This is a genomic window from Nocardia sp. CA-136227 (assembly GCF_050955695.1).
Taxonomy (GTDB): Bacteria; Actinomycetota; Actinomycetes; order Mycobacteriales; family Mycobacteriaceae; genus Nocardia.
Genome location: NZ_CP192081.1, coordinates 6,202,902 through 6,223,673, shown reverse-complemented (window position 1 = coordinate 6,223,673; position 20,772 = coordinate 6,202,902). Strand labels below are relative to the sequence as shown.

At 68.8% G+C, this 20,772-nt stretch carries 20 protein-coding genes; 17 read left to right on the top strand and 3 right to left on the bottom strand.

What is annotated here, in order from left to right:
- Window positions 1-371: 371 nt before the first annotated feature.
- From ACQP06_RS28875 to ACQP06_RS28865, 3 genes are all read left to right on the top strand, one after another.
- A complete protein-coding gene (locus ACQP06_RS28875) occupies window positions 372-1,196 on the top strand; it encodes a sirohydrochlorin chelatase (RefSeq protein ID WP_433667804.1) in 825 nt (274 codons plus the stop codon).
- Window positions 1,197-1,330: 134 nt separating this feature from the next.
- Window positions 1,331-1,543, top strand: coding sequence for a hypothetical protein (locus tag ACQP06_RS28870; protein WP_433667802.1), 213 nt, complete (start codon window positions 1,331-1,333; stop codon window positions 1,541-1,543).
- Window positions 1,544-1,677: 134 nt separating this feature from the next.
- Window positions 1,678-2,085 carry a nuclear transport factor 2 family protein gene (locus tag ACQP06_RS28865; RefSeq protein WP_433667801.1) on the top strand — a complete coding sequence of 136 codons (408 nt, stop codon included), beginning with the start codon at window positions 1,678-1,680 and terminating at the stop codon, window positions 2,083-2,085.
- Here the strand turns inward: ACQP06_RS28865 and ACQP06_RS28860 are convergent.
- Complete coding sequence (locus ACQP06_RS28860) at window positions 2,082-2,720, bottom strand: TetR/AcrR family transcriptional regulator (protein WP_433667799.1); 639 nt, start codon at window positions 2,718-2,720, stop codon at window positions 2,082-2,084. The genes ACQP06_RS28865 and ACQP06_RS28860 overlap by 4 nt on opposite strands.
- A gap of 116 nt (window positions 2,721-2,836) precedes the next feature.
- Between ACQP06_RS28860 and ACQP06_RS28855 the strand changes: the two genes are divergently transcribed.
- From ACQP06_RS28855 to ACQP06_RS28830, 6 genes are read left to right on the top strand one after another with little or no spacing between them, the layout of a single operon-like run.
- Entirely contained in the window at window positions 2,837-4,219 is a 1,383-nt protein-coding gene (locus ACQP06_RS28855; protein WP_433667798.1) for a flavin-containing monooxygenase, read from the top strand.
- Window positions 4,220-4,235: 16 nt separating this feature from the next.
- Window positions 4,236-5,384, top strand: a complete 1,149-nt coding sequence (locus tag ACQP06_RS28850) for a serine hydrolase domain-containing protein (RefSeq protein ID WP_433667796.1) — start codon at window positions 4,236-4,238, stop codon at window positions 5,382-5,384.
- Between the two features lie 58 nt (window positions 5,385-5,442).
- Window positions 5,443-7,104, top strand: coding sequence for a class I adenylate-forming enzyme family protein (locus ACQP06_RS28845; RefSeq protein ID WP_433667794.1), 1,662 nt, complete (start codon window positions 5,443-5,445; stop codon window positions 7,102-7,104).
- Between the two features lie 6 nt (window positions 7,105-7,110).
- Window positions 7,111-8,856 (top strand): N-acyl-D-amino-acid deacylase family protein, encoded by a 1,746-nt coding sequence (locus ACQP06_RS28840; RefSeq protein WP_433667792.1) that lies wholly within the window; start codon window positions 7,111-7,113, stop codon window positions 8,854-8,856.
- Complete coding sequence (locus tag ACQP06_RS28835; protein WP_433667790.1) at window positions 8,853-9,632, top strand: SDR family NAD(P)-dependent oxidoreductase; 780 nt, start codon at window positions 8,853-8,855, stop codon at window positions 9,630-9,632. Before ACQP06_RS28840 ends, ACQP06_RS28835 begins: the two co-directional genes overlap by 4 nt.
- A gap of 10 nt (window positions 9,633-9,642) precedes the next feature.
- Window positions 9,643-10,557, top strand: coding sequence for an SDR family NAD(P)-dependent oxidoreductase (locus ACQP06_RS28830; protein WP_433667788.1), 915 nt, complete (start codon window positions 9,643-9,645; stop codon window positions 10,555-10,557).
- Here the strand turns inward: ACQP06_RS28830 and ACQP06_RS28825 are convergent.
- Window positions 10,538-11,119, bottom strand: a complete 582-nt coding sequence (locus tag ACQP06_RS28825; RefSeq protein WP_433667786.1) for a helix-turn-helix domain-containing protein — start codon at window positions 11,117-11,119, stop codon at window positions 10,538-10,540. The genes ACQP06_RS28830 and ACQP06_RS28825 overlap by 20 nt on opposite strands.
- Window positions 11,120-11,307: 188 nt before the next feature.
- On the opposite strand from ACQP06_RS28825, the gene ACQP06_RS28820 reads away from it, so the two are divergent.
- The 8 genes from ACQP06_RS28820 (at window position 11,308) to ACQP06_RS28785 (ending at window position 20,234) form a co-directional block, all read left to right on the top strand.
- A complete protein-coding gene (locus ACQP06_RS28820; RefSeq protein ID WP_433667784.1) occupies window positions 11,308-13,395 on the top strand; it encodes a CocE/NonD family hydrolase in 2,088 nt (695 codons plus the stop codon).
- Window positions 13,396-13,651: 256 nt separating this feature from the next.
- On the top strand, window positions 13,652-14,047 hold the full coding sequence (locus tag ACQP06_RS28815; RefSeq protein WP_357086951.1) for a hypothetical protein: 396 nt from the start codon (window positions 13,652-13,654) through the stop codon (window positions 14,045-14,047).
- 84 nt (window positions 14,048-14,131) lie between these two features.
- A complete protein-coding gene (locus tag ACQP06_RS28810) occupies window positions 14,132-14,983 on the top strand; it encodes an SGNH/GDSL hydrolase family protein (protein ID WP_433667782.1) in 852 nt (283 codons plus the stop codon).
- A gap of 175 nt (window positions 14,984-15,158) precedes the next feature.
- On the top strand, window positions 15,159-15,548 hold the full coding sequence (locus ACQP06_RS28805) for a hypothetical protein (protein WP_433667780.1): 390 nt from the start codon (window positions 15,159-15,161) through the stop codon (window positions 15,546-15,548).
- 39 nt (window positions 15,549-15,587) lie between these two features.
- Window positions 15,588-16,493: an SGNH/GDSL hydrolase family protein gene (locus ACQP06_RS28800; protein ID WP_433667779.1), complete on the top strand. Its 906-nt coding sequence runs from the start codon at window positions 15,588-15,590 to the stop codon at window positions 16,491-16,493.
- Window positions 16,490-17,833: an acyltransferase family protein gene (locus ACQP06_RS28795; protein ID WP_433667777.1), complete on the top strand. Its 1,344-nt coding sequence runs from the start codon at window positions 16,490-16,492 to the stop codon at window positions 17,831-17,833. Before ACQP06_RS28800 ends, ACQP06_RS28795 begins: the two co-directional genes overlap by 4 nt.
- Window positions 17,834-17,929: 96 nt before the next feature.
- On the top strand, window positions 17,930-19,465 hold the full coding sequence (locus ACQP06_RS28790; RefSeq protein ID WP_433667775.1) for an alkaline phosphatase family protein: 1,536 nt from the start codon (window positions 17,930-17,932) through the stop codon (window positions 19,463-19,465).
- A gap of 100 nt (window positions 19,466-19,565) precedes the next feature.
- A complete protein-coding gene (locus ACQP06_RS28785; RefSeq protein WP_433667773.1) occupies window positions 19,566-20,234 on the top strand; it encodes a hypothetical protein in 669 nt (222 codons plus the stop codon).
- A 186-nt stretch (window positions 20,235-20,420) separates the two neighbouring features.
- Here the strand turns inward: ACQP06_RS28785 and ACQP06_RS28780 are convergent, their stop codons facing one another.
- Window positions 20,421-20,726 (bottom strand): hypothetical protein, encoded by a 306-nt coding sequence (locus ACQP06_RS28780; RefSeq protein WP_433667772.1) that lies wholly within the window; start codon window positions 20,724-20,726, stop codon window positions 20,421-20,423.
- Window positions 20,727-20,772 lie beyond the last annotated feature (46 nt).

Genomic DNA, 20,772 nt, shown 5'->3' with positions numbered 1-20,772 from the left:
GCGGCCCCGTCGCCGGTGGCGCGGTCCACCGCCGCGCCGCTGCGATCGGCGCCCGCTCCGGCGGGCCCGAGCACCGGGGCGGCGCGACCGGGCGCGGCCCCGGTGCGATCGGCGTCCCCGGCGAATGATGTTCGCCCCGTTGGTCTTCCGGCGCAGCCCGGCAGCGCGGCACCCGTGACCCCGGTCGCGGGTCCGGCGGCCGGCTCGGCCCGGTCGGCGGCCACCGCTCGCGCCGTGTCGGCGTCGCGCCCGTCGAATCCCAATGCCACACAGTCGAGTTCGGTATCACGGCAGGCTTTCCCGCCCCGCTCGTACGGCTCTCCCGGCATCCCGCCGGGGTCGGGAGCCGTCCGTCCGCCGCGGGGTGCGTGGTGAGCGCCCCCGCGCTGGTGCTGGTCGCCCACGGCACCCGCAGCGCGCGCGGTGTGGAGATGATCGCCGAGCTGGCCGAGGCGGTCGCGCGGGAGCTGGGCGCCTCGGCGCTCGCACACGCGGCCCGGCTGTCCGGGACAGGTGCCGGTGCCGATTTCGGGGCCGCATCGGCATCGTTGCGTGAAGTGGCGATCACGGCCGCGCCGCAGGTGCGGACCGCGTTCGTGGACGTGCTGGGCCCGTCCCCGGCCGAGGTGTTGCGGGATCTGGATCCGGTTCCCGCCGTGGTGGTTCCGGCCTTTCTGGCCTCGGGCTACCACGTGTATCAGGATGTGCCGCGAGAGGTGGCCGCGAGTGCGCACGACGCGGTCGCGGTCACCCAGGCCATGGGTCCGGACCCGGCGCTGGCCGAGGTCATGCACCTGCGGCTGCGCGCGGCGGGCTGGCGGCCGGGGGACGCGGTGGTCTTCGCCGCCGCGGGCTCCTCGGACGCCCGGGCGCGCCAGGATGTGCAGCGCGCCGCCAACCTGCTCTCCGAGCGGGTCGGCACGCCGGCCCATCTGGCCTACATCGCCACCGGCGAGCCCAAGGTCCCCGAAGTGGTGGCCCGGGTCCGGGCCGCGGGCGCGCGCCGGGTCTTCGTGGCCTCGTACCTGCTCGCGCACGGCCTGTTCCATCAGCGCCTGCACGAGGCGGGCGCGGACGGCGTCGCCGAGCCGATCGGCGTGCACCCGTCGGTGGTGCGCCTGCTCGCCGATCGCTATTACAGGGCCGTCGAATCCTTGACGGCCGACACCTCGGCGGCCGACGTCCGAGTTGCCTGATCGGTCCCTTCCGTCCCGTGGGGATTAGGGGTTCTGCCCTAATTCCCACGCCGAATTCCCGTACCGCTTGGTGATTTTCGGATTCGCGTGGCAACCTTTACCGCAATTCGGTAAAGACTCTGGAGGATTCCCACGTGAAGAAGCTTGTCGTCGCCGCTGTGATCGCGGGCGGTATCGCCGGCCCGGCCGCCACCGCCGCCGCCGATTTCCCCACGATCTACGACCCGTGGGCGGCCTGCATCCAGGCGGGTCAGACGGTCGAGCAGTGCCAGGCGCTGGTCAACAACACCCAGCCGACCGATCAGGGCGCGGGTCTGGGTTACAGCGGTTCCTCGTTCTCCCGCTGATCTCTAAAACAATTGATTTTCAGATCTCGGGCCGGCGTCATTCGACGCCGGCCCGAGTCTATTTCGCGCACTCGCCATCCCGCTCACCGGAATTTGCCGGTTCGGTCCGCGCGAGTGGCGGTCAGGATGGCGGGATGTCGCCCGAACATCCCGCTCGCCGTGCCGGACTCGCCTCGCAGGCGGCGGTGCGCGCCAAGCGCAAGGACGAGTGGCTGGCCCTGTTCGCCGATGACGCCCGTGTCGAGGATCCCGTCGGCGTCTCCCCGTACGACCCGGTGGGTCACGGGCATTCCGGGCACGCGGCCATCGCGGCATTCTGGGATCTGGCGATCGAGCCCAGCCGAATCGAATTCACCTGGTCGGATTCCTTCGCCTGCGGCGACGAGGCGGCCTTCACCGGAACCATTCGCAGTACGCGCCCCGAGGTGAGCGTCGAAGTCGATCTGGTGGCCGTCTACCGCGTGAACGCGGACGGGAAAATCATTACGCTGCGCGCGTTCTGGGAACTGGATCGCGCCCGCGTCACACCGGTCTCGAATTAGCCCTTCGGCGTCTGGAGCGCCGGGTACCAGATATCGGTGAGAACGGCGGCGGCCTCGTCGGCCGAGACGTCGATGGTGCCCTGCATGGCCCAGCGGGTGAAGAAGCGTTCCAGCTGGGCGACCAGGAGTTCGACGCGCAGGCGCGCCTCCTCCTGACGATCGGCGGGCCAGCGCGACAGGTAGGAGCTCATGACGCTGGGCAGCGACATGATGCCCTCCTTGGCCACTTCGCGGAATTCGGGTTCGAGGGTGGTGGCCTCGTCCCAGGCGGGGAGCAGGTCCTTGTATTCCTGGAACCAGTCGATGGCCCGGCGCATCCACGCCGCGAATTCCTCGCGCGAGCCGGTGTCGAGCACGTGGTCGAGGTCCTCGTAGAAGTTCCGGACGCTGGGCAGCGTGCCCTGTTCGGCGATGGCCCGCAGCACGTCCGGTTTCCCGGTGAAGTGCAGGTAGAAGGTGGCGCGGCTGCAGCCGACGGCGGCGGCGATGTCGTCGACGCGGACCGGCGCGTAGCCCTGCTCGGTGAACAGCTGCTTGGCGGCGTCGATGAGCCGGCTGCGGGTGAGCCGTTTCTGTTCGTCGCGCAGCGAGGTGCGCCGCGGGGTTTCGGGGTGGTCTACATCGGATCGGGTCACGCTTGAATGATAGACGCAAGTTCACTCACTAGACACACTGTCTAGTGAGTGTTAGCGTGTGTGGCACGTCACGTCCGGCAGGGCTCTCAGACCCGTCGCCGAATCAGGAGAGTGAATTGGCTGCGAAATCCGCACAGAACCGCGAGCTACCCCGGGTCGCCATCATCGGCGCGGGCCCCTCGGGCATCACCGCCGCGAAGCGCATGGCCGAATACGGCATCCCCTTCGACTGCTACGAAGCCTCCGATGAGGTGGGCGGCAACTGGTACTACAAGAACCCGAACGGGATGTCGGCCTGCTACCAGAGCCTGCACATCGACACCTCGAAGTTCCGTCTGCAGTTCGAGGACTTCCCGGCGCCCGACGAGTGGCCGGACTTCCCGCACCACAGCCAGTTGCACCAGTACTTCAAGGATTACGTCGAGCACTTCGGCCTCCGCGACCGAATCCGGTTCAACCACAAGGTGACCTCGGCCGATCGCGCCGCCGACGGCCTGTGGACGGTCACCACCGACCAGGGCACCGTCGAGACCTACGACGCCCTGATCGTGGCCAACGGCCACCACTGGGATCCGCGCACCCCCGACTACCCGGGCGAGTTCGACGGCACCCTGATCCACTCGCACTCCTACAACGACCCCTTCGACCCGATCGACATGCGCGGCAAGCGAATCGTCGTGGTGGGCATGGGCAATTCGGGTCTGGACGTCGCCTGCGAGCTGTCGCAGAAGTTCATCGCCGACAAGCTGTGGGTCTCGGCCCGCCGTGGCGTGTGGGTGCTGCCCAAGTACGTCGGCGGCAAGGTCGGCGACACCCAGGTGGTGCCGTCCTGGATGCCGCAGAAGCTGGCGCTCAAGCTCAAGCAGCGCTTCGTGGTCAAGAACCGCGGCCGCATGGAGGATTACGGCCTGCCCAAGCCGGATCACCTGCCCTTCGAGGCGCATCCGTCGGCCAGTGAGGAGTTCCTGCACAAGGTCGGTTGCGGCGACATCGATTTCAAGCCCGCCATCACCAAGCTCGACGGCAAGGTCGTGCACTTCGCGGACGGTTCCACCGAAGAGGTGGACGTGGTCGTGTGCGCCACCGGCTATCACATCAGCTTCCCGTTCTTCGCCGATTCGGCGCTGAAGCCCGACACCAGCAACAAGCTGCCGCTGTGGCGTCAGATGGTCAGGCCCGATATCGACAATCTGTTCTATCTCGGTCTGGCCCAGCCGATGCCGACCCTGGTCAACTTCGCCGAGCAGCAGTCCAAGCTGGTCGCGGCGTACCTGTCTGGCAACTACCGCCTCCCGTCGCAGGCCGACATGAGCTCCGCCGTGGCCAAGGCCGAGGCCGAGCGCGCCGAGCGCTACTACAACTCGCCGCGGCACACGATCCAGATCGACTTCGACGTCTACGTGCGCGAGCTGAAGAAGGAACTCACCGATGGCGCGCGCCGCGCGGCGGCCGTGGGCAACAGCCTGCCGGTCCGCAGTCGCGCGCTGGTCGAGGCGTAAGGGAGGAACGGTCGGGATGAGCAACGTCGCTGGATTCTGTGCCGACGAATTCGCAGCTGTCCGTACCGCTTTCACCGAGCAGGTGGAGTCGGGCGCGGAGCTGGGCGCCTCGGTCTGCGTGACCGTGGACGGCGAGACCGTGGTGGATCTCTGGGGCGGTTACGCCGACCCGGGCAAGACCACGGCGTGGGCCGCGGACACCGTGGTGAACACCTTCTCCATCACCAAGACCATGGTCGCGCTGAGTGTGCTGCTGCTGGTCGACCGCGGTGAGCTGGACGTGCACCAGAAGGTGGCCCACTACTGGCCGGAGTTCGCCGCCAACGGCAAAGCCGATATCGAGGTGCGGCACCTGCTGTCGCACACCTCGGGCGTCTCCAGCTGGGAGGCCCCGATCGTGCTGTCGGACATCTACGACACCGACGCGGCCACGGATCGCCTTGCGACGCAGGAACCTTGGTGGGAGCCGGGCACCGCGTCGGGCTATCACGCCATGAACTACGGCCACCTGCTCGGCGCGCTGGTCAAGCGGGTCACCGGGCGCCCGCTGGGCCGCTTCTTCGCCGAGGAGCTGGCGGGCCCGCTGGGCGCGGACTTCCACATCGGCATGGCCACCGAGGATCTGGGCCGCGTCGCGACCCTGGTCCCGCCGGAGCTGCCGGACTTCGATCCGTCGCTGCTGCCGCAGGACAGCGTCATGTTCAAGACCCTGTTCCAGCCGCTGCTGGACTTCGCCGAATGCGGCACCCCGCAGTGGCAGCAGGCCGAGCTGGGCGGCATGGGCGGGCACGGCAATGCCCGTTCCATCGCCCGGCTGCAGTCGCTGATCAGCAATGGCGGCGAGCTGAGCGGCCGGAAGCTGTTGTCGGACAAGACCATCGACCTCATCTTCGAGCAGCAGTCCGACGGCGTGGACCTGGCCATCATGGTGCCGCTGCGCTTCGGCATCGGGTACGGCCTGCCGCAGCCGCAGACCGCGCCGCACGTGCCGGACGGCCGGGTGTGCTGGTGGGCCGGGATCGGCGGGTCGATGGTGGTCAACGACCTGGACCACCGGGTCACCTTCGCCTACGCGATGAACCGGATGGAGGCCGGCCTGATCGGTTCGCCTCGTGCCGACGCCTACCTGAAAGCGACCTTCGATACAGTCCGGGGGGCGGCGTGACCGGCCTCACTCCGATCACCCGCCACGGTTCGCGCACAAGGATTCGAGGACTTGATTCATGACCAACGCAGTTGACCTCCAGGCGCTCGCCGCGCAGGTCGCCGGAAAGCTGACCGGCCCGGGCGGCCCGTTCGAGATGACGGTCGAGCAGGTGCTGGGCGTGCCGCAGCCGGTGTTCAAGCACCGCCACGCGTCGCTGCTGGAGCTGCTGGACGCCTCCCGTGACCTGGGCGAACTCGACTACCTCGTGTCCGCGCGCACCCGCTACACCTTCGCCGAGCACTACGCCGCCGCGGGCGCGCTCGCGGCCGCGCTGGCCGAGCGCTACGGCGTCGGCAAGGGCGACCGGATCGGCATCCTGGCCGCCAACACCCCCGAATGGGTGCTGACCTTCTGGGCCGCGCAGCGCCTGGGCGCGATCCCGGTGGGCTACAACGCCTGGTGGGTGCCGCGCGAGATCGAGTACGGTCTCGAGCACTCCGCCCCGAAGGTGGTGATCGCCGACGCCAAGCGCGCCGCGCTGGCCGCCGAGACCGGCACCGACATCCCGGTGCTGACCATGGAGACCGATCTGCCCGCGCTGATCGCGGAGTTCGCGGGTGGCAACCCGGCCGCCGAGGTGACCGAGGACGATCCGGCGATCATCCTCTACACCTCCGGCACCACCGGCCGCCCCAAGGGCGTGGTGCACACCCAGCGGAACATGGTGGCGGTCGCCGACTACCACCGCTTCATGGACGCGCTGGCCGCCGGCTTCCGCGGCCAGGCCTGGGACGGTTCCCCGGCCGGCCGCCGCTACCTGGCCACCATGCCGCTGTTCCACATCGCGAGCCTGCACAACCTGTCGATCCCGCGCCTCACCACCGGTGATGCCGTGGTCTTCCCGACCTCGGGCGAGTTCGACGCGGAATCGCTGCTCGAGCTGGTCGAGACCGAGCAGGTCACCAACTGGGCGGCCGTGCCGACGCTGGCGAGCCGCATTCTGGGCGTGGACATCTCGAAGTACGACCTGTCCTCGCTGACCGCGTTCTCGCTGAACTCCGCGCCGTCCTCCCCGGCGCTGGTGCAGCGGCTGCGCGAGAAGTTCCCGGTGGCGCTGCAGGGCCTGACCACCAGCTACGGGTGCACCGAGTCCGGCACCGCCGCGACCGTGGCGACCCCGCCGGAACTGGCCGCCGACAACGAGACCGTGGGCCGCGCGGTGGTCGGCGTCTCGCTGGAGGTCCGGGATCCGGACGGCAAGCCGGTGCCCGACGGCGAGGAGGGGGAGATCTGCATCCGCAGCCCCTACGTCATGCTCGGCTACTGGAACAACGAGGACGCCACCAAGGCGGCCATCGACGAGAACCGCTGGCTGCGCACCGGCGACTACGGCACCCTGCGCGGCGGCAAGCTCTACATCTCCGGCCGCCGTTCGGATCTCATCCTGCGCGGCGGCGAGAACGTCTACCCGCAGGAGATCGAGAACGTCCTCGACGAGCACCCGCTGGTGCGAGAGTCGGCCGTGATCGGTGTCCCGCACGAGGATCTCGGTCAGGAGGTGGCCGCCATCGTCGTGATCGACGATCCGGAGGCGCTGACCGAGGACGAACTACGCGACCACGTGGCCAAGCAACTGGCCTACTTCAAGGTGCCCGCCCGCTGGCTGGTCACCGCGGATCCGCTGCCGCGCAACGCCACCGGCAAGGTGCTGCGCCGCGACCTCACTCTGGGGAAGTGAATTCCTGTGTACGACACCATCATCAAGAACGGCCGCTGGTTCGACGGAACCGGCGCGCCGTCGGCCATCCGCAATCTCGGCATCCGTGACGGCCGGGTGGCGACGGTCTCGGCCGCGCCGCTGGACGAAACCGACTGCGGGCGCGTGATCGACGCGACCGGCCGCTGGGTCATGCCTGGCATGATCGACATCCACACCCACTACGACGTGGAGGTGCTGCTCGACCCGACGCTGTCGGAGTCGCTGCGGCACGGCGTCACCACCCTGCTGCTGGGCTCGTGCTCGCTGTCCACCGTGCACGTCGGCGGTTCGGACGCGGGCGACCTGTTCGGCCGGGTGGAGGCGATTCCGCGCAAGCACGTGGTGGAGGCGGTCGACGCGCTCAAGACCTGGAACAGCGCGCACAGCTATGTGGCGGCGCTGGAGTCGCTGCCGCTGGGCCCGAATGTGGCCGCGTTCATCGGTCATTCGGACATCCGGGCGGCGCAGCTGGGTCTGACCCGCGCCACCGACCCGAAGGTGAAGCCGACCGAGAACGAGCTGACGGCCATGGAGCACAAGCTGACCGAGGCCCTGGACGCGGGCTTCGTCGGCATGTCCTCGCAGCAGCTGCTGTTCGACAAGCTCGACGGCGAGGTGTGCCGTTCGCGCACCCTGCCCTCGACCTACGCCACCGCCAAGGAGCGGCGTCGCCTGAATCGCATTCTGCGCGATCGCAAGCGGGCGTTGCAGGGCGGTCCGGACGTGGCCAAGCCGCAGAGCCTGATCGGCATGGCGGCCAGCAGCCTCGGCTTCTTCCGCCCGCACCTGAAGGTGAGCCTGCTGTCGGCGGCCGACATCAAGGCCATTCCCGGTGTGGTGAAGGTCTTCCCGCTGCTCGGCAAGATCATCAACAAGCTGGGCGGCGACTTCCGCTGGCAGCACCTGCCGGTGCCGTTCGAGGTGTACTCCGACGGTATCGACCTGCCGGTGTTCGAGGAATTCGGTTCCGGCGCCGCGGCTCTGCACCTGTCCAACCAGATCGAGGAACGCCGCGCGCTGCTGGCCGACGAGGAATACCGGCGCTGGTTCCGCAAGGACTACGACAAGAAGTGGGGCCCGCGAGTCTGGCACCGCGACTTCTTCGACGCCGAGATCACCGAATGCCCCGATGAGAGCGTGATCGGCAAGACCTTCGGTCAGGTCGGCGTGGATCGCGGCGGCGTGCACCCGGTGGACGCCTTCCTGGATCTGGTGGTGGAGTACGGGCCCAAGGTGCGCTGGCGCACCACCATCTCCAACCACCGGCCCGAGGTGCTGAACGTGCTGGCCGCGGATCCCAGTGTGCAGCTGGGCTTCTCGGACGCGGGCGCGCACCTGCGGAACATGGCGTTCTACAACTTCGGGCTGCGGCTGCTGGAGCGGGTGCAGCGGGCGCAGCGGGCGGGCAACCCGTTCATGACGGTCGAGCACGCCGTGCACCGGGTCACCGGTGAGCTGGCCGACTGGTACGACCTCGACGCCGGGCATCTGCGCGAGGGCGACCGGGCCGATGTGCTGATCATCGATCCCGAGCGGCTCGACGACAGCCTCACCGCCTACGCCGAGAACCCGGTTCCGGAGTACGACAACCTGTCGCGCATGGTCAACCGCAATGACGAGACCGTCACCGCGGTGCTGGTCAACGGCGAGTTCGTGTTCGGGCTCGGCGAGAAGGCCGAGACGCTCGGCACGGAACGGACCGGCGAATTCCTGAAGGCGGGTGCCCGATGAACGCACGCAGATTCGAGGGCCGCACCGCGGTCGTCACCGGCGCCGCCTCCGGCATCGGTTCGGCCATCGCGGCCGCCGTGATCGCCGAGGGCGGGAATGTCGTCGGCCTCGACATCGACGCGGCCGGACTGGAGAAGCGGGCGGCCGAACTCGGTGACGCCTTCGTCCCGGCGGTCACCGATGTCACCGACGAGGCCCAGGTGGAGGCGGGAATCGGAGTCGCCGCATCGCGGTTCGGCGGTCTGCACGCCGCCTTCAACTGCGCGGGCGCGTCCCGCATCGGGGCGGTCACCGACCTCACCGAGGCGGATTGGGACTTCACCATCGACCTCATCCAGAAGAGCGTCTTCCTGTGCACCAAACACGAAGCGCGCCTGATGAAGTCGACCGGTGGCGGCTCGATCGTCAATATCTCGTCCCTGGACGCCCGGGTCCCCATGCCCGGCGGCAGCCCGTACTCCACGGGTAAGGCGGGCGTGGTCATGTTCTCCAAGAACGCGGCCCTGGAACTGGCGCAGCACCGCATCCGGGTGAACGCCGTGCTGCCCGGCCTGGTGGACACCCCGCTGGTCGCGGCGGTCATGGGGTACGAGCCCGCCAAACAGATGTTCCTGGACCGCATTCCGATGGGCGCGCCCGCGACCGCGGAACAGATCGCAGGCCCGTGCCTGTTCCTCGCCTCCGACGAGGCCTCCTATGTCACGGGCATCGACATGGTGGTGGACGGCGGCTGGGAGCTGAGCAATTTCCCCAACCTCGCGAAGCTCGCGGGCTGAGCGGTACGCGATGGACACCGATGAGGTCATCGCCGGAATCGACCTCACCGGTCGCGTAGCCCTGGTCACGGGAACCACGGGTGGTCTCGGAGCCGAGACCGCCCGTGCCCTCGCGGCCGCCGGCGCCACGGTCCTGCTCGCCGCGCGTGACACCGCCGCGGCGGGCACGGTCGCGGCCGGTATCCGTGAGCGGTTTCCCGGTGCGACAGTCGATGTCGTGGGGCTGGACCTGAGCGATCTCGGCAGCGTCCGCGCGGCCGTGCGGGCCGTGGCCGAGCGCGCGCCCGCGCTGCACCTCCTGATCAACAACGCCGGGGTGATGTACACGCCGTTCGGCCGCACCGCCGACGGCTTCGAATCGCAGTTCGGCACCAACCATCTCGGCCACTTCGCCCTCACCACCGGCCTGCTGCCCGCACTGTCGGCGGGTGCGGACCGGTCCGGTGCCGCGAGCCGCGTCGTCACCGTGTCCTCGGCAGCGCATCACGCGTACCCGGCCGACCTCGACGACCCGAACTTCGAGCGCCGCGAGTACGACAAGTTCGCGAGCTACGGGCAATCCAAGTCCGCGAACATCCTGATGACGGTGGAACTGGCGGCCCGAGGCGCGGAGCGGGGCATCCACGCCTACGCCGTGCACCCGGGCGTGTGCGCCACCGACCTGTCCCGGCACATGTCCCGCGAGGACTTCGCCGAGATGCGCAAACTCACCTCCCGCAATCCCTCGGCCGTGACCGCCCTGAAGACGATCCCGGAAGCGGCCGCGACCTCGGTCCTGGCGGCGACCGCCCCCGACCTGACCACGCACTCGGGCGGCTACCTCGCGGATTGCGCTGTCGCCCAGGCCAGTCCGCACGCCACCGACCCGGCCACCGCCGCGGCCCTGTGGGGGCTCTCCGAACGCCTCATCGCCCCGTCGTCGTAGGTCGGTCGACACCGGTCCCGGCCCCGCGTGGTTCGACCGCGCGGGCCGCGTTCCGGACCTGTTGCGGCGTCCGGCCGTACCAGCGCCGCACCGCCCGGGTCAGCGCGGACTGTTCGCGCAGCCCGATCAGGGTGGTGATGCGGCTCATCGGCAGATCGGTCTCGCACAGCAGCCGGTGCGCGATATCGCGGCGGGCCGCGTCGAGCAGGGCCGTGAAAGTCGTTCCCTCGGCGGCCAATGCGCGTTGCAGGGTGCGCTCGTGCACGGTGAGCATGCGGGCCACGGTGTCGATGTCGGCCCGGGATTCGAGCAGGGCGCGATCGATGGCCGCCCGGACCCGCGCGGCCGTGGTCCGGTCGGGGCCGGGGTAGTTGCGGTCCAGGAACTCCATGGCGACTTTCAGTGCCCGGCCCAGGGATTCGGCGGGAACCAGGGCGTCGCCGTCGGCGATGGCCTCGGGGGTGATCCCGAATCGCCGGAGCAGGGCCGCGCCGTCGCCGCCCAGCTCGTCGATGAGTTCGCGGTATCCGCGCAGGCTCGCCGCGCGCGCCATGATCGCCATCGGCCGGTCGCCCTCCCGCCGGTTCTTCGTCTGCGCGGGGGATCGTAACCCGGCCCGCCGACTGTCTGGGACGGAATGGCCGAATGGGCTTGTCGTACAGGGGTAAAACGATGTCGCCCTGGGGCGAGTCGTTATTACCGGCCAGTAGCAACAATCTGTCCCAACAACGGTGCGAGAGGTGGGACTCAATGCTGAAGGTGCGATGGCGAACCCGGAGATCGGCCGGGAAAGTGCTGGTGATCATGGCCGCGGTGGTGGCGGGAACCCAGTTCCTCGCCCCGATGGCCGTGTCGGACACCGCATTCACCGGAATCGACGGCGGCCCGTACGCGGCGGACTGGACCGCCGCGGTGGACGGACCGCAGCCGCACAACGGGATCGTCCCCGATCTCGCCGTGCCGATCACCATGTCCGACGGCGTCGTGCTGAAGGCCGACATCATTCATCCCGCCGACAACGGCCGTGTCCCGGACGGTCGCCGGCCGGTGATCCTCCAGATGCAGGGATACGGCAAGCTGCCGCTGCTGATCGGCGAGGCGGTGCTCAGCGCCGCCGACGGCCTCGGCATCAAACAGCCGCTGGAGGCGTGGGCCGCGTCGCTGAATCTGCCGGGCGTCGGGGTGGACGGCCTGTTCGACATGACCCGGCAGCTGGATTCCGGGGCGCTGGAGGCGGCCGCGCAGGACTGGGCGCTCGCCGAGGCGGGATACACCCTGGTGCAGGTCGACACCCGGGGCACCGGCACCTCCGAGGGCGCCTGGCAGGTCTTCGGCGACCGGGAGAAGCAGGATGTCGCCGAGGTGGTGGACTGGATCACCCGCCAGTCCTGGAGCGACGGAACCGTTGGGGCCATGGGGATCTCGTTCACCGCGATCACCGCGTTGGAGGCCACCGACCGGATGCCGCCGGGCCTGAAGGCGGTGTTCGCCTACGAGGGCAGCGCCGACATCTTCACCGATATCGCGGGCCCGGGCGCCGCGGTGGGCGTCGGCTTCCTGGTGCCGTGGCTGCTGGGGGTCAACGCGCTCAAGATGATTCCGGACGTGACCGCGCTGCTGGTCGGAAAGTTCGATCCCGCACAGCAATCCCGCTGGCTGCGCGACCGCCTTGCCGATCCGCTGACCCTGGTCGACATGGTCGTCAACGGCTACACCGCCCTGACCCCCGACCAGCTGACCGCGCGGACCCGTGAACTGGTGGACCCGAATTCGGGCTTCCGGCGGGGCCTGAAGACCGACATCACCCACATCCGGGTCCCGACCTTCATGGTGGGCGCGTGGTTCGACATCTTCGGCACCACGCCCACCGACACCTTCGCCGCCATCCCGCTGCCGCCCGAGCAGAAGAAACTGATCATGGGCGACGGCTACCACCTGGGTTCCGGCGTCGGCGGTTTCGGCCATCCGGGGATGCCGCCGCGCCTGGATGTGTTGCAGCGGGCCTGGTTCGACCACTGGCTGCGCGGAATCGACAATGGCGTGGACAGATTCACGCCGCTGATCGTGAAGCAGCAGGGCGGCGGCTGGACCGACGCGCCGGAGTTCCCGCGCGCGGACGCCGTCTACCGCCGGATGTATCTGAACGACATCCCGTCCGGCACCGGTCCCGGCTCCCGCTACGACGGCGGCCTGTCCGCCGACCCTGGGCAGCCGGCCGTGCGCGATCTGACGGTCACCCCGGCCCTGTCGAGCCTGTGCGGCCGCGACGCCGCCCGCATCACCGCGGGCCTGACCGCGATTCTCGACCTGTGCACCAACGATTCCCGTGTCTGGGAGAACGACGGCCTGTCCTTCACCAGTAGCCCGGTGTCCGCCCCGACCACGGTGTCGGGCCCGATCAACGTCCACCTGAACGTGGTCGAGGACGCCGCCGACGGGTACTGGGTCGCGACCGTCAACGATGTTGCCCCCGACGGTGTCTCGCACGAGATCGCGACCGGCCAGTTGGTTGCCTCCATGCGTCAGATCGACGAGGACGCCAGCCTCCGCTCCGCCAACGGCGACTACACCGAACCCCACTACTACCTGGACCTGGCTCGGCGGCAGCAGACCGTCCCCGGCGTCCCGGTCACCCTCGATATCGCCCTGACCCCGATCGAGGCCGTCCTGCGGCCCGGCCACCGCCTCCGGATCGACGTCTACGCGAGCAATTTCCCCAAGGCCCTCCCGCCGATGATCTTCCTGGCCGATTCCGGTCTGAAGCCCGAACATCTGCGGCTGGATCCCGACGCCCCCAGCTGGGTGAACCTCCCGTCGACGGTCGCGATCCCGGACTAGTTCCGCGGCGCGCCGAGGGGTCCGGGGCTCGCTGGGGGGTAGCCCCGGACCACTGGGTGGGATAGTTTCGGGTGCCGACCGACTGGAACCGGTGGTTGCGGGTACGGTTTGCCTGATCAGGGCGGACCGGATCCGATGCCCCCAGCAGTCGGGGCCAGTTTTCCGAATCCGGGCGGGTAGGGGTGGCTGGTTTTGTACACTCCCCGCTGAAGTGAACATCTATCACTTCAGTTTTGAGCTCCGATTCGAGGTACTGATGAAGTCTGCTACACCAGGGGTGTTCGCCGTTCGTGCCGCCGCGGCAGTGCTCGGCGGGGCGTTGTTGTTCGCGGGGGTCACAGGGTGCGGCAGCGACAAGTCCTCAGAGGGCTCACCGACCGGTGGTGCGGTGGTGTCGTCGGCGGTGAAGGCCACGGGCGCCCCCGCGCCCACCACCACGGCCGCCGCTCCCGCGCCCGCCGAGTCTCCCGCGCCGGAGCCCGCGGCCACCGAACCGGCCGCCCCGCAGCCCGTCGCGCCGGAAGCCCCCGCGCCGCAGCCCGTCGCCCCGCAACCGGTGGCGCCCAAGCCCGCTCCGCAGGTCGAGCAGCCCGCGAAGCCCGCCCCGCCCACCCTGGACGCACCGGGCTTCGAACCCCGCGCCGGATACTGAGAGAGCTGGACTAGTCAGTTGCTGGGCAAGAATGGACGGTGGCTGTGTGCTGCCGTCGTCGCGGTGGCGGCCTCGGTCTCCGCGATGAGTACCACCCCCGCCGGCGCCGATCCGGGCGCCGGGGGCAGAGAGCTTGTGACCCTGGGCGATTCGTTCTCGGCGAACGCCTGGGACTTCATGGACGCGGACAACTCCTGCAATCGGCACGGGCGCACCGCCTGGCCGGTGCAGCTGGCCGAGCTGATGGGCGTGCACGGCACCGACCGGGTGTCGGACCCGTCCTGCCCCGGTTCGTCGATCGACAGCGGCCCGGGCTGGACCATGGCCCAGCAGGCGCAGAAGGCCGACAAGGAAGGCGCGTTCGGTCCCAGGACCAAGCTGGTGACGCTGCAGTTCAGCCTCAACGACAAGTGGGGCAAGAACGACCAGACGCTGTGGGGGTCGCTGCAGAAGTGCGTGTTCAACCTTCCGCTCGGCTGTGACCCCGAGGCCGTCGACGAGAACCGTTTCCCCGACTACAACGGGGTCTCCGGCGCGCTGATGGCCAAGCGCATGAGCAATGCCGTCACCTACATCAAGTACTACGCGCCGAACGCGAAGATCGTCCTGGTCGGTTACCCGGAGCTGTTCACGCCGGGCACTGGCACGGTCTGCCTGAGCATCGGCGGCGTCGCGCCCTTCATCCAGTCGCGCGGTCGCGCGGTGGTCGAGTACTTCGACCGCATCGACAAGGCGGAGCGAGAAGCCGCCCAACTACTCGGGATCGAGTTCCTCGATGCCCGCGGGCTCACCACCGGTCATGGGCTCTGCTCGTCGCAGCCGTGGCTGAACGGTGTGTTCGACCCCCGGACAGATCTCGACGGTCTGTTCTTCCATCCGTCCACCCAGGGTGACACCGTCGTCGCCCGCGCCATCTACGACCGCTACGGTCACTGACCGTGTGCACAGCCGGTTATCGACGGTTTGTCCGTCGGTAGCTACTCGTCGAGTCTGCTGGTTGCGCAGGGGTTTTGCAGTTTGCCGAACCCCTGTCGCGGCTCTCGCAGCCTCTTGTACACTCCGCGCAAAAGTGAAAAATCCGCAGTTCAATTTGCGATACGAGGGTTCCAACATGAACATCCGCATCACCGGCAAGTCGACCGCTCGCGCCACCGTGGCCGCCATCGGTTCCGTCCTGCTCATCGGTGGACTCGCTGCGTGTGGCAGCGACAAGGCCACCGACTCGCCCGCCACGACCACCTCCGTGGTCGCCCCGGCGAGCAGCTCGGCCGCTCCCGCGAGCAGCGCGGCCCCCGCGCCCGCCGCCCCGCCGGCCACCACCGAGGCCCCCAAGGCCGAGGCCCCCGCCCCGGCGCCCGCGCCGCAGGTCGAGGCACCCGCGCCGCAGCAGGTCGCGCCGCAGCCGGTCGCGCCCAAGCCCGCGCCGCAGGTCGAAGCGCCCGCCAAGCAGGCGCCGCCGACGCTGGACGCCCCCGGCTTCGAGCCTCGCGCAGGGTACTGACGCACCAGCGCAGGTTCTGAAAGACGGAGATAAGTGCACGTGTCGGGAAACAACGGACGGTGGCTGTGTGCCGCGGTGATGGCAGTCGCCGCGACCATGGCGGGAACTTCGGGGGCACAGGCGGATTCGACTCCGCAAGGTAGAGAACTGGTCATTCTGGGTGACTCGTTCACCGCGAACGGGTGGGACCCGCTGGGGCAGGACAAGACCTGTCAGCACGGCGCCACCGCCTGGCCGGCGCAGCTGCAGGACCGCTTGGGCCTGCGCGGCGACGGACAGGTGTGGAACCAGTCCTGCCCGGGCGCGTCGATCGACACCGGGAACGGCTACATCCTGAAGGTCCAGGCGAGCAACGCCGACAAGGCGGGCGCGTTCGGTCCGAAGACGAAGCTGGTCACCCTGCAGTTCGGTCTCAACGATGTGTGGGGCGACTCCACGAAGTCGCCGTGGGACTCGATGCAGGCCTGCTTCTACGACCCCGCGGGCGGCTGTGGGGCCGACGCGGTGGCCGACGGCCGGATGGCCGACCCGAAGAACGTGACCGGCGCCGAGTACGCCGCACGGATCAGCAAGGTCGTCGCCTACGTCCGGTATTACGCCCCGAACGCGCGCATCGTGATCGTCGGGTATCCGGAGTTGTTCACGCCCGGCCAGGACGCGATCTGCTTCGACATCGCCGGTCTCGAGATCGGCCAGCCCAAGGGCCGCACGGTCGTCGACTATCTCGATCGATTCGATCAGGCGCAGCGGGAAGCCGCGGCCCTGTTGAAGATCGAGTACCTCGACAGCCGGGCGCTCACCCGCGGGCACGGGCTGTGCACACCCGACCAGTGGGTCAACGGCGTGTTCGACCCGAAAGTCAATGTCGCCGGTCTGCCGTTCCATCCGGCTCCGCAGGGCGACGCCGTGATTGCCAACGCCCTGCAGGAGAGGTACGCCCGATGACCCGACCACCCGAAGTCGTGCCCGGCACGCGGGAGGATCCCACCGCGCTCGCGGTGGAGTCCTTCTCCACTCAACTGATCCAACCGGCGCCCGCGGCCCGCCCTGTCGAAACCGCCGCGCCCGCCGTCGAATCCGTCATCGAACGCGCCGCCCGGGTCCGCCCGCCGCTGCCGTCGCTGACCGGCGCGCGCTGGTGGGCGGCGTTCGCGGTGTTCGTGCTGCACGCGCTGGTGTTCCTGCCGGTGTACCCGTTCCAGAAGTCGGAGATGTTCCGGAACATCCACGCGTGGATTCCGATGCAGCTCGGCGCGGCGGGTGTGACCTTCTTCTTCGTGCTGTCGGGCTTCATCATCTACTGGTCGTTCCGGCCGGGCATGGCGAAGGGCGCGTTCTATCGCCGTCGCGTACTGAAGATCTACCCGTCCCATCTGCTGGCGGCCGCGGCGTTCATCGTGGTGGCGAGCGTGCCGCTGCACCGCGCGGTGGTGTGGGTGCCGAACCTGCTGCTGGTGCACACCTACGTGCCCAAGTGGACCACGGTCGGCGGCCTGAACGTGCCGTCCTGGTCGCTGGCCGCGGAAATGCTGTTCTACCTGAGCTTCCCGCTGGTGCTGCCGCTGATCATGAAGATCCCCACGCGCCGGCTGGTGCTGGCGGCGGCGGTCCTGCTGCTGGGCATCGCCGCCCTGCACACCTCGTACTTCCTGTTCTTCGACGGCCCCAAGGGCATCGCGAACGCGTTCGCGCCGCGACTGGTCCCGGGCACCACGTCGCCGTACTACGAGCTGCACGCCTCCCCGGCGTGGTTCCAGCAGGCGAACATCCCGGTGTCGCTGTCGTATTGGCTGAGCTACACCTTCCCGCTGTCCCGCCTGCCGGAGTTCTTCCTCGGCGTGCTGGCCGCGCGCATGGTGCTGGAAGGCAAGTGGCGCAACACCAACCTGCTGTGGCCGATGGTCGCGCTGACCATCTCGTACGCGTTGACCTGGGTCGTGCCGGTGAACTACAAGATGTCGGTCCTGATGCTGGCCCCGATGACCGCGGTGGTCGCCACCATGGCGAACCGTGACCTGCACGGCATCGGCAAGGTCAATTCCCATCCGCGCATGGTGTGGCTGGGCAATATCTCCTTCGCCTTCTATCTGATCCAGTTCCCGGTCATGGTGCTGATCACCCGATACCTGATCGGCGGCAAGGAGTTCGGCGTCGTCGGCTGGGCGGGCTTCGCGATGCTGAGCCTGGTGGTGTCGACGGTGATCGCGGCGGCGCTCTACCACTGGGTGGACCTGCCGATCATGAACAACTGGGCCCGCTCCAAGAAGAAGAAGCCCGTTAAGTAAACGGTGTTCACCGCCCGGCCATGACAGGTCGGGCGGCTGGACATCTGAAGCGTGTTCCATTCGGGTCGTATTTGTAACGACCCGTAAGGAATACCTATGCGCCACAATGGCGTTCGACAACACCTCGGCAAGGTCCTCGCGCTCTCGGCGGCGGCCGCACTGTCCGTCCTGAGCGGCTCGGCCGTCACCCCCACCGTGGCGCAGGCCGCGGTCACCAGCCCGAACCTGATCGTGGACGGCGATGCCGAAGCGGTGGCGCAGTGCTCTCCGCGCGGGCTCGACGGCATGACGCTGCCGGGCTGGAACGCCGGCAAGGGCGAGCCGAACGCGGTGTGCTACGGCCAATCCGGCTGGCCCGGACCGTCCTCGACCGGCCCGTCGGACCGCGGCGCGAAGTTCTTCACCGGCGGCGGTACCGGCAGCTCCGAGATGGATCAGTGGATCGACATCTCCGGCGCCGCCGCGGCCATCGACCAGGGCGGCGTGAGCTTCGACCTCAATGGCTGGCTGGGCGGCTACGGCGCGCAGATGGACAAGGCCGGCCTGACCGTGTCCTTCCTCGACGGGTCGCGTTCCAAGATCGGTTCGGCCGACGCCGGGAGCGTGAGCAGCATCGACCGCGGCCTCAAAACCGAACTGCTGCAGCGCGATGTGAAGGGCACGCTGCCCAAGGGCACCCGCTCGGTGCGGGTCGCGGTGGACTTCACCTGGACCAACGGCGACACCACCGACGGCTACGCCGACAATCTGTCGTTCACCATCGGCGCCGCCCTGCCCGCGCCGTCGCTGAGCCAGTCCACCACCACGGTGCCGGGCTACGACCACGTCTTCATGGTTTACCTGGAGAACCAGGACTACGACGGCATCACCGGCATCATCGGAAACTCTCAGGCCCCCTACATCAATGGCCTGCGGCCGCAGGGCTCGACGTTGAGCCAGTCCTTCGCGACCACGCATCCGAGCGATCCGAACTACGTCGCCCTGGCGGCGGGCGGACTGTACGGGCTGGTCGACAACAGCGTGACCACCACGACTCTGAACGCGCGCCATATCGGTAACAGCGTCGACGCCGCGGGCAAGACCTGGAAGGGGTACGCCGAGGACGCCAACGGCAACTGCGATCAGACCCAGCATGGCGAGTACTACCAGGACGACCTGCCGTTCCTGTACTTCCAGAACATGAAATCGGATCCGGCCTACTGCGCCGCGCACCTGCAGCCGCTCACGCAGATGAAGACCGACCTGCAATCCGCCGCCACCACACCGAATTTCGTGTGGTTCGCGGCCAATGAATGCCACAACATGGAGGGCTGCGGCGTCGCCTCGGGCGACCAGTGGCTGAGTGCCACATTGCCGGCGATCCTGAACTCGCCGGCGTGGAAGACGCAGCGTTCCCTGCTGATCGTGACCTTCGACGAGGGCACGGTCAAGGCGTTCGGCCCGATGTACCCGAACCGCGTTCCGACCATCGTGCTGGGCTCGCAGAACACGGTGAAGGCCGGGTACACCAGCTCCCAGCGCACCGACCAGTACGGTCTGCTCCGCACCATCGACACCGCTCTGGGTCTGCAACCGCTCACCAATAACGACCGCTACGCGGGCACGGTGAACGACATCTATTCCGGCCACTGACATCTGGCCCAGGGCGCGGCGTGTCCATTGCGACGCGCCGCGTCCTGGGCGGATGGCGGAGGTCCGGGATCCTGTCGGCGGCCACCGCTAATCTGCGAGGATGGTGAAACCGGAATCGGCACTGCGCCGCCTGATGCGCGACACGGGGAAGTTGCTGCAGCCGTACGGTTTCGAGGGGGCCGACCCCACCTGGACTCGGGTGCTGCCCGAGGGCGTGGCCACCATCGCCCGCACCCGCACCTTCCGCACCTTCACCGGCGGACAGCAGGTGCTGCGCTTCGGCCTGGGCGCGTGGGCGACCCCGGCGGCCTGGCAGGAATTCCGCGTGTGGCGCACCGAGCGCTACGGACTGCGCCCCCTCGCGCCCGAGGCGGCGTCCGGCCCCGGCCTGCTCCCCGGCGAGGGTCTGCCCGCCGAGTCCGACGAGCTGTGGTCGGTGCGGCTGGATCGCTACCAGCCGGGCCATGTCCAGGCCGAGGACATCGAGGCCATCCGCGCCGAGCTGCCCCGCCGCGTACACGCCCACGGCCGTCGCGCCCTGCGCCTCCTCGAGCCCGGCGCCTACCTGGAAGAGCTACTGGCCCAGCCGGATCCGGGGCCGGCGACCTGGGAGGCGATCGTAGTGCTGGGCGCGGATCAGAGCCCGGACGAGCGCGTCGACGACGCCCTGGACCGCCTGCGGTCCGCCGCCCGGGAGCAGTCCGTGCACAGCGCTCAGGAGGTCCTCGACTTCATCGCCTCGCGCACCATGTCGAGCCGGTCGGCGTAGAAGAACACCCGCCCGCAACCGAGACAGACCAGCGCGCGCAGGTCCGACAGCGACCGCCCGCCCCCACGCGGCACCAGACGCATCTCCATACTGCAGCCCACCGCTACCCGGTGTCCCCCGCAGTCGGGGCAGGGCGTTTTGGGTGGCGTGACCCGCTCGGGCTCGGTCTTTTTCGAGAACACCCGGCTATTGTTGCCCGTTCGACTTCTGGTATTCGCGCCAGGCCTTCTGGGTGTCGGTGAGTTTCGGCTTCGGCGTGCGATTGCGGAAGAAATTGACCACCATCACGACCGGCAGGATGAAGGCCTGGAAGAAGATCAGGTAGGAGTCGCCGTCGAAGAGGAACGCGAGGTAGAAGGCGTAGCCGAGATAGACCAGCCCGAAGACGGCGTCGATGGTGCGCGCGGTGTTGCTCTGCCCCTCACGGACCGAGGCGAGCACCAGCATGATCACCCCGCTGAGCGCGAGCAGGCCGACATACCAATTGAACATGGATTCCCCCGAAGACAATTCAGGCCCGACCAGTCGGTTGGGCCGG

Bases quoted from the DNA above. Each gene is read 5' to 3' on its own strand.
- ACQP06_RS28790 (WP_433667775.1), top strand. From the start codon at position 17,930: ATGCGCCACAATGGCGTTCGACAACACCTCGGCAAGGTCCTCGCGCTC.
- ACQP06_RS28830 (WP_433667788.1), top strand. From the start codon at position 9,643: ATGGACACCGATGAGGTCATCGCCGGAATCGACCTCACCGGTCGCGTA.
- ACQP06_RS28850 (WP_433667796.1), top strand. From the start codon at position 4,236: ATGAGCAACGTCGCTGGATTCTGTGCCGACGAATTCGCAGCTGTCCGT.
- ACQP06_RS28820 (WP_433667784.1), top strand. From the start codon at position 11,308: ATGCTGAAGGTGCGATGGCGAACCCGGAGATCGGCCGGGAAAGTGCTG.
- ACQP06_RS28835 (WP_433667790.1), top strand. From the start codon at position 8,853: ATGAACGCACGCAGATTCGAGGGCCGCACCGCGGTCGTCACCGGCGCC.
- ACQP06_RS28825 (WP_433667786.1), bottom strand. From the start codon at position 11,119: ATGGCGATCATGGCGCGCGCGGCGAGCCTGCGCGGATACCGCGAACTC.
- ACQP06_RS28780 (WP_433667772.1), bottom strand. From the start codon at position 20,726: ATGTTCAATTGGTATGTCGGCCTGCTCGCGCTCAGCGGGGTGATCATG.
- ACQP06_RS28865 (WP_433667801.1), top strand. From the start codon at position 1,678: ATGTCGCCCGAACATCCCGCTCGCCGTGCCGGACTCGCCTCGCAGGCG.
- ACQP06_RS28795 (WP_433667777.1), top strand. From the start codon at position 16,490: ATGACCCGACCACCCGAAGTCGTGCCCGGCACGCGGGAGGATCCCACC.
- ACQP06_RS28785 (WP_433667773.1), top strand. From the start codon at position 19,566: ATGGTGAAACCGGAATCGGCACTGCGCCGCCTGATGCGCGACACGGGG.
- ACQP06_RS28805 (WP_433667780.1), top strand. From the start codon at position 15,159: ATGAACATCCGCATCACCGGCAAGTCGACCGCTCGCGCCACCGTGGCC.
- ACQP06_RS28810 (WP_433667782.1), top strand. From the start codon at position 14,132: ATGAGTACCACCCCCGCCGGCGCCGATCCGGGCGCCGGGGGCAGAGAG.
- ACQP06_RS28845 (WP_433667794.1), top strand. From the start codon at position 5,443: ATGACCAACGCAGTTGACCTCCAGGCGCTCGCCGCGCAGGTCGCCGGA.
- ACQP06_RS28815 (WP_357086951.1), top strand. From the start codon at position 13,652: ATGAAGTCTGCTACACCAGGGGTGTTCGCCGTTCGTGCCGCCGCGGCA.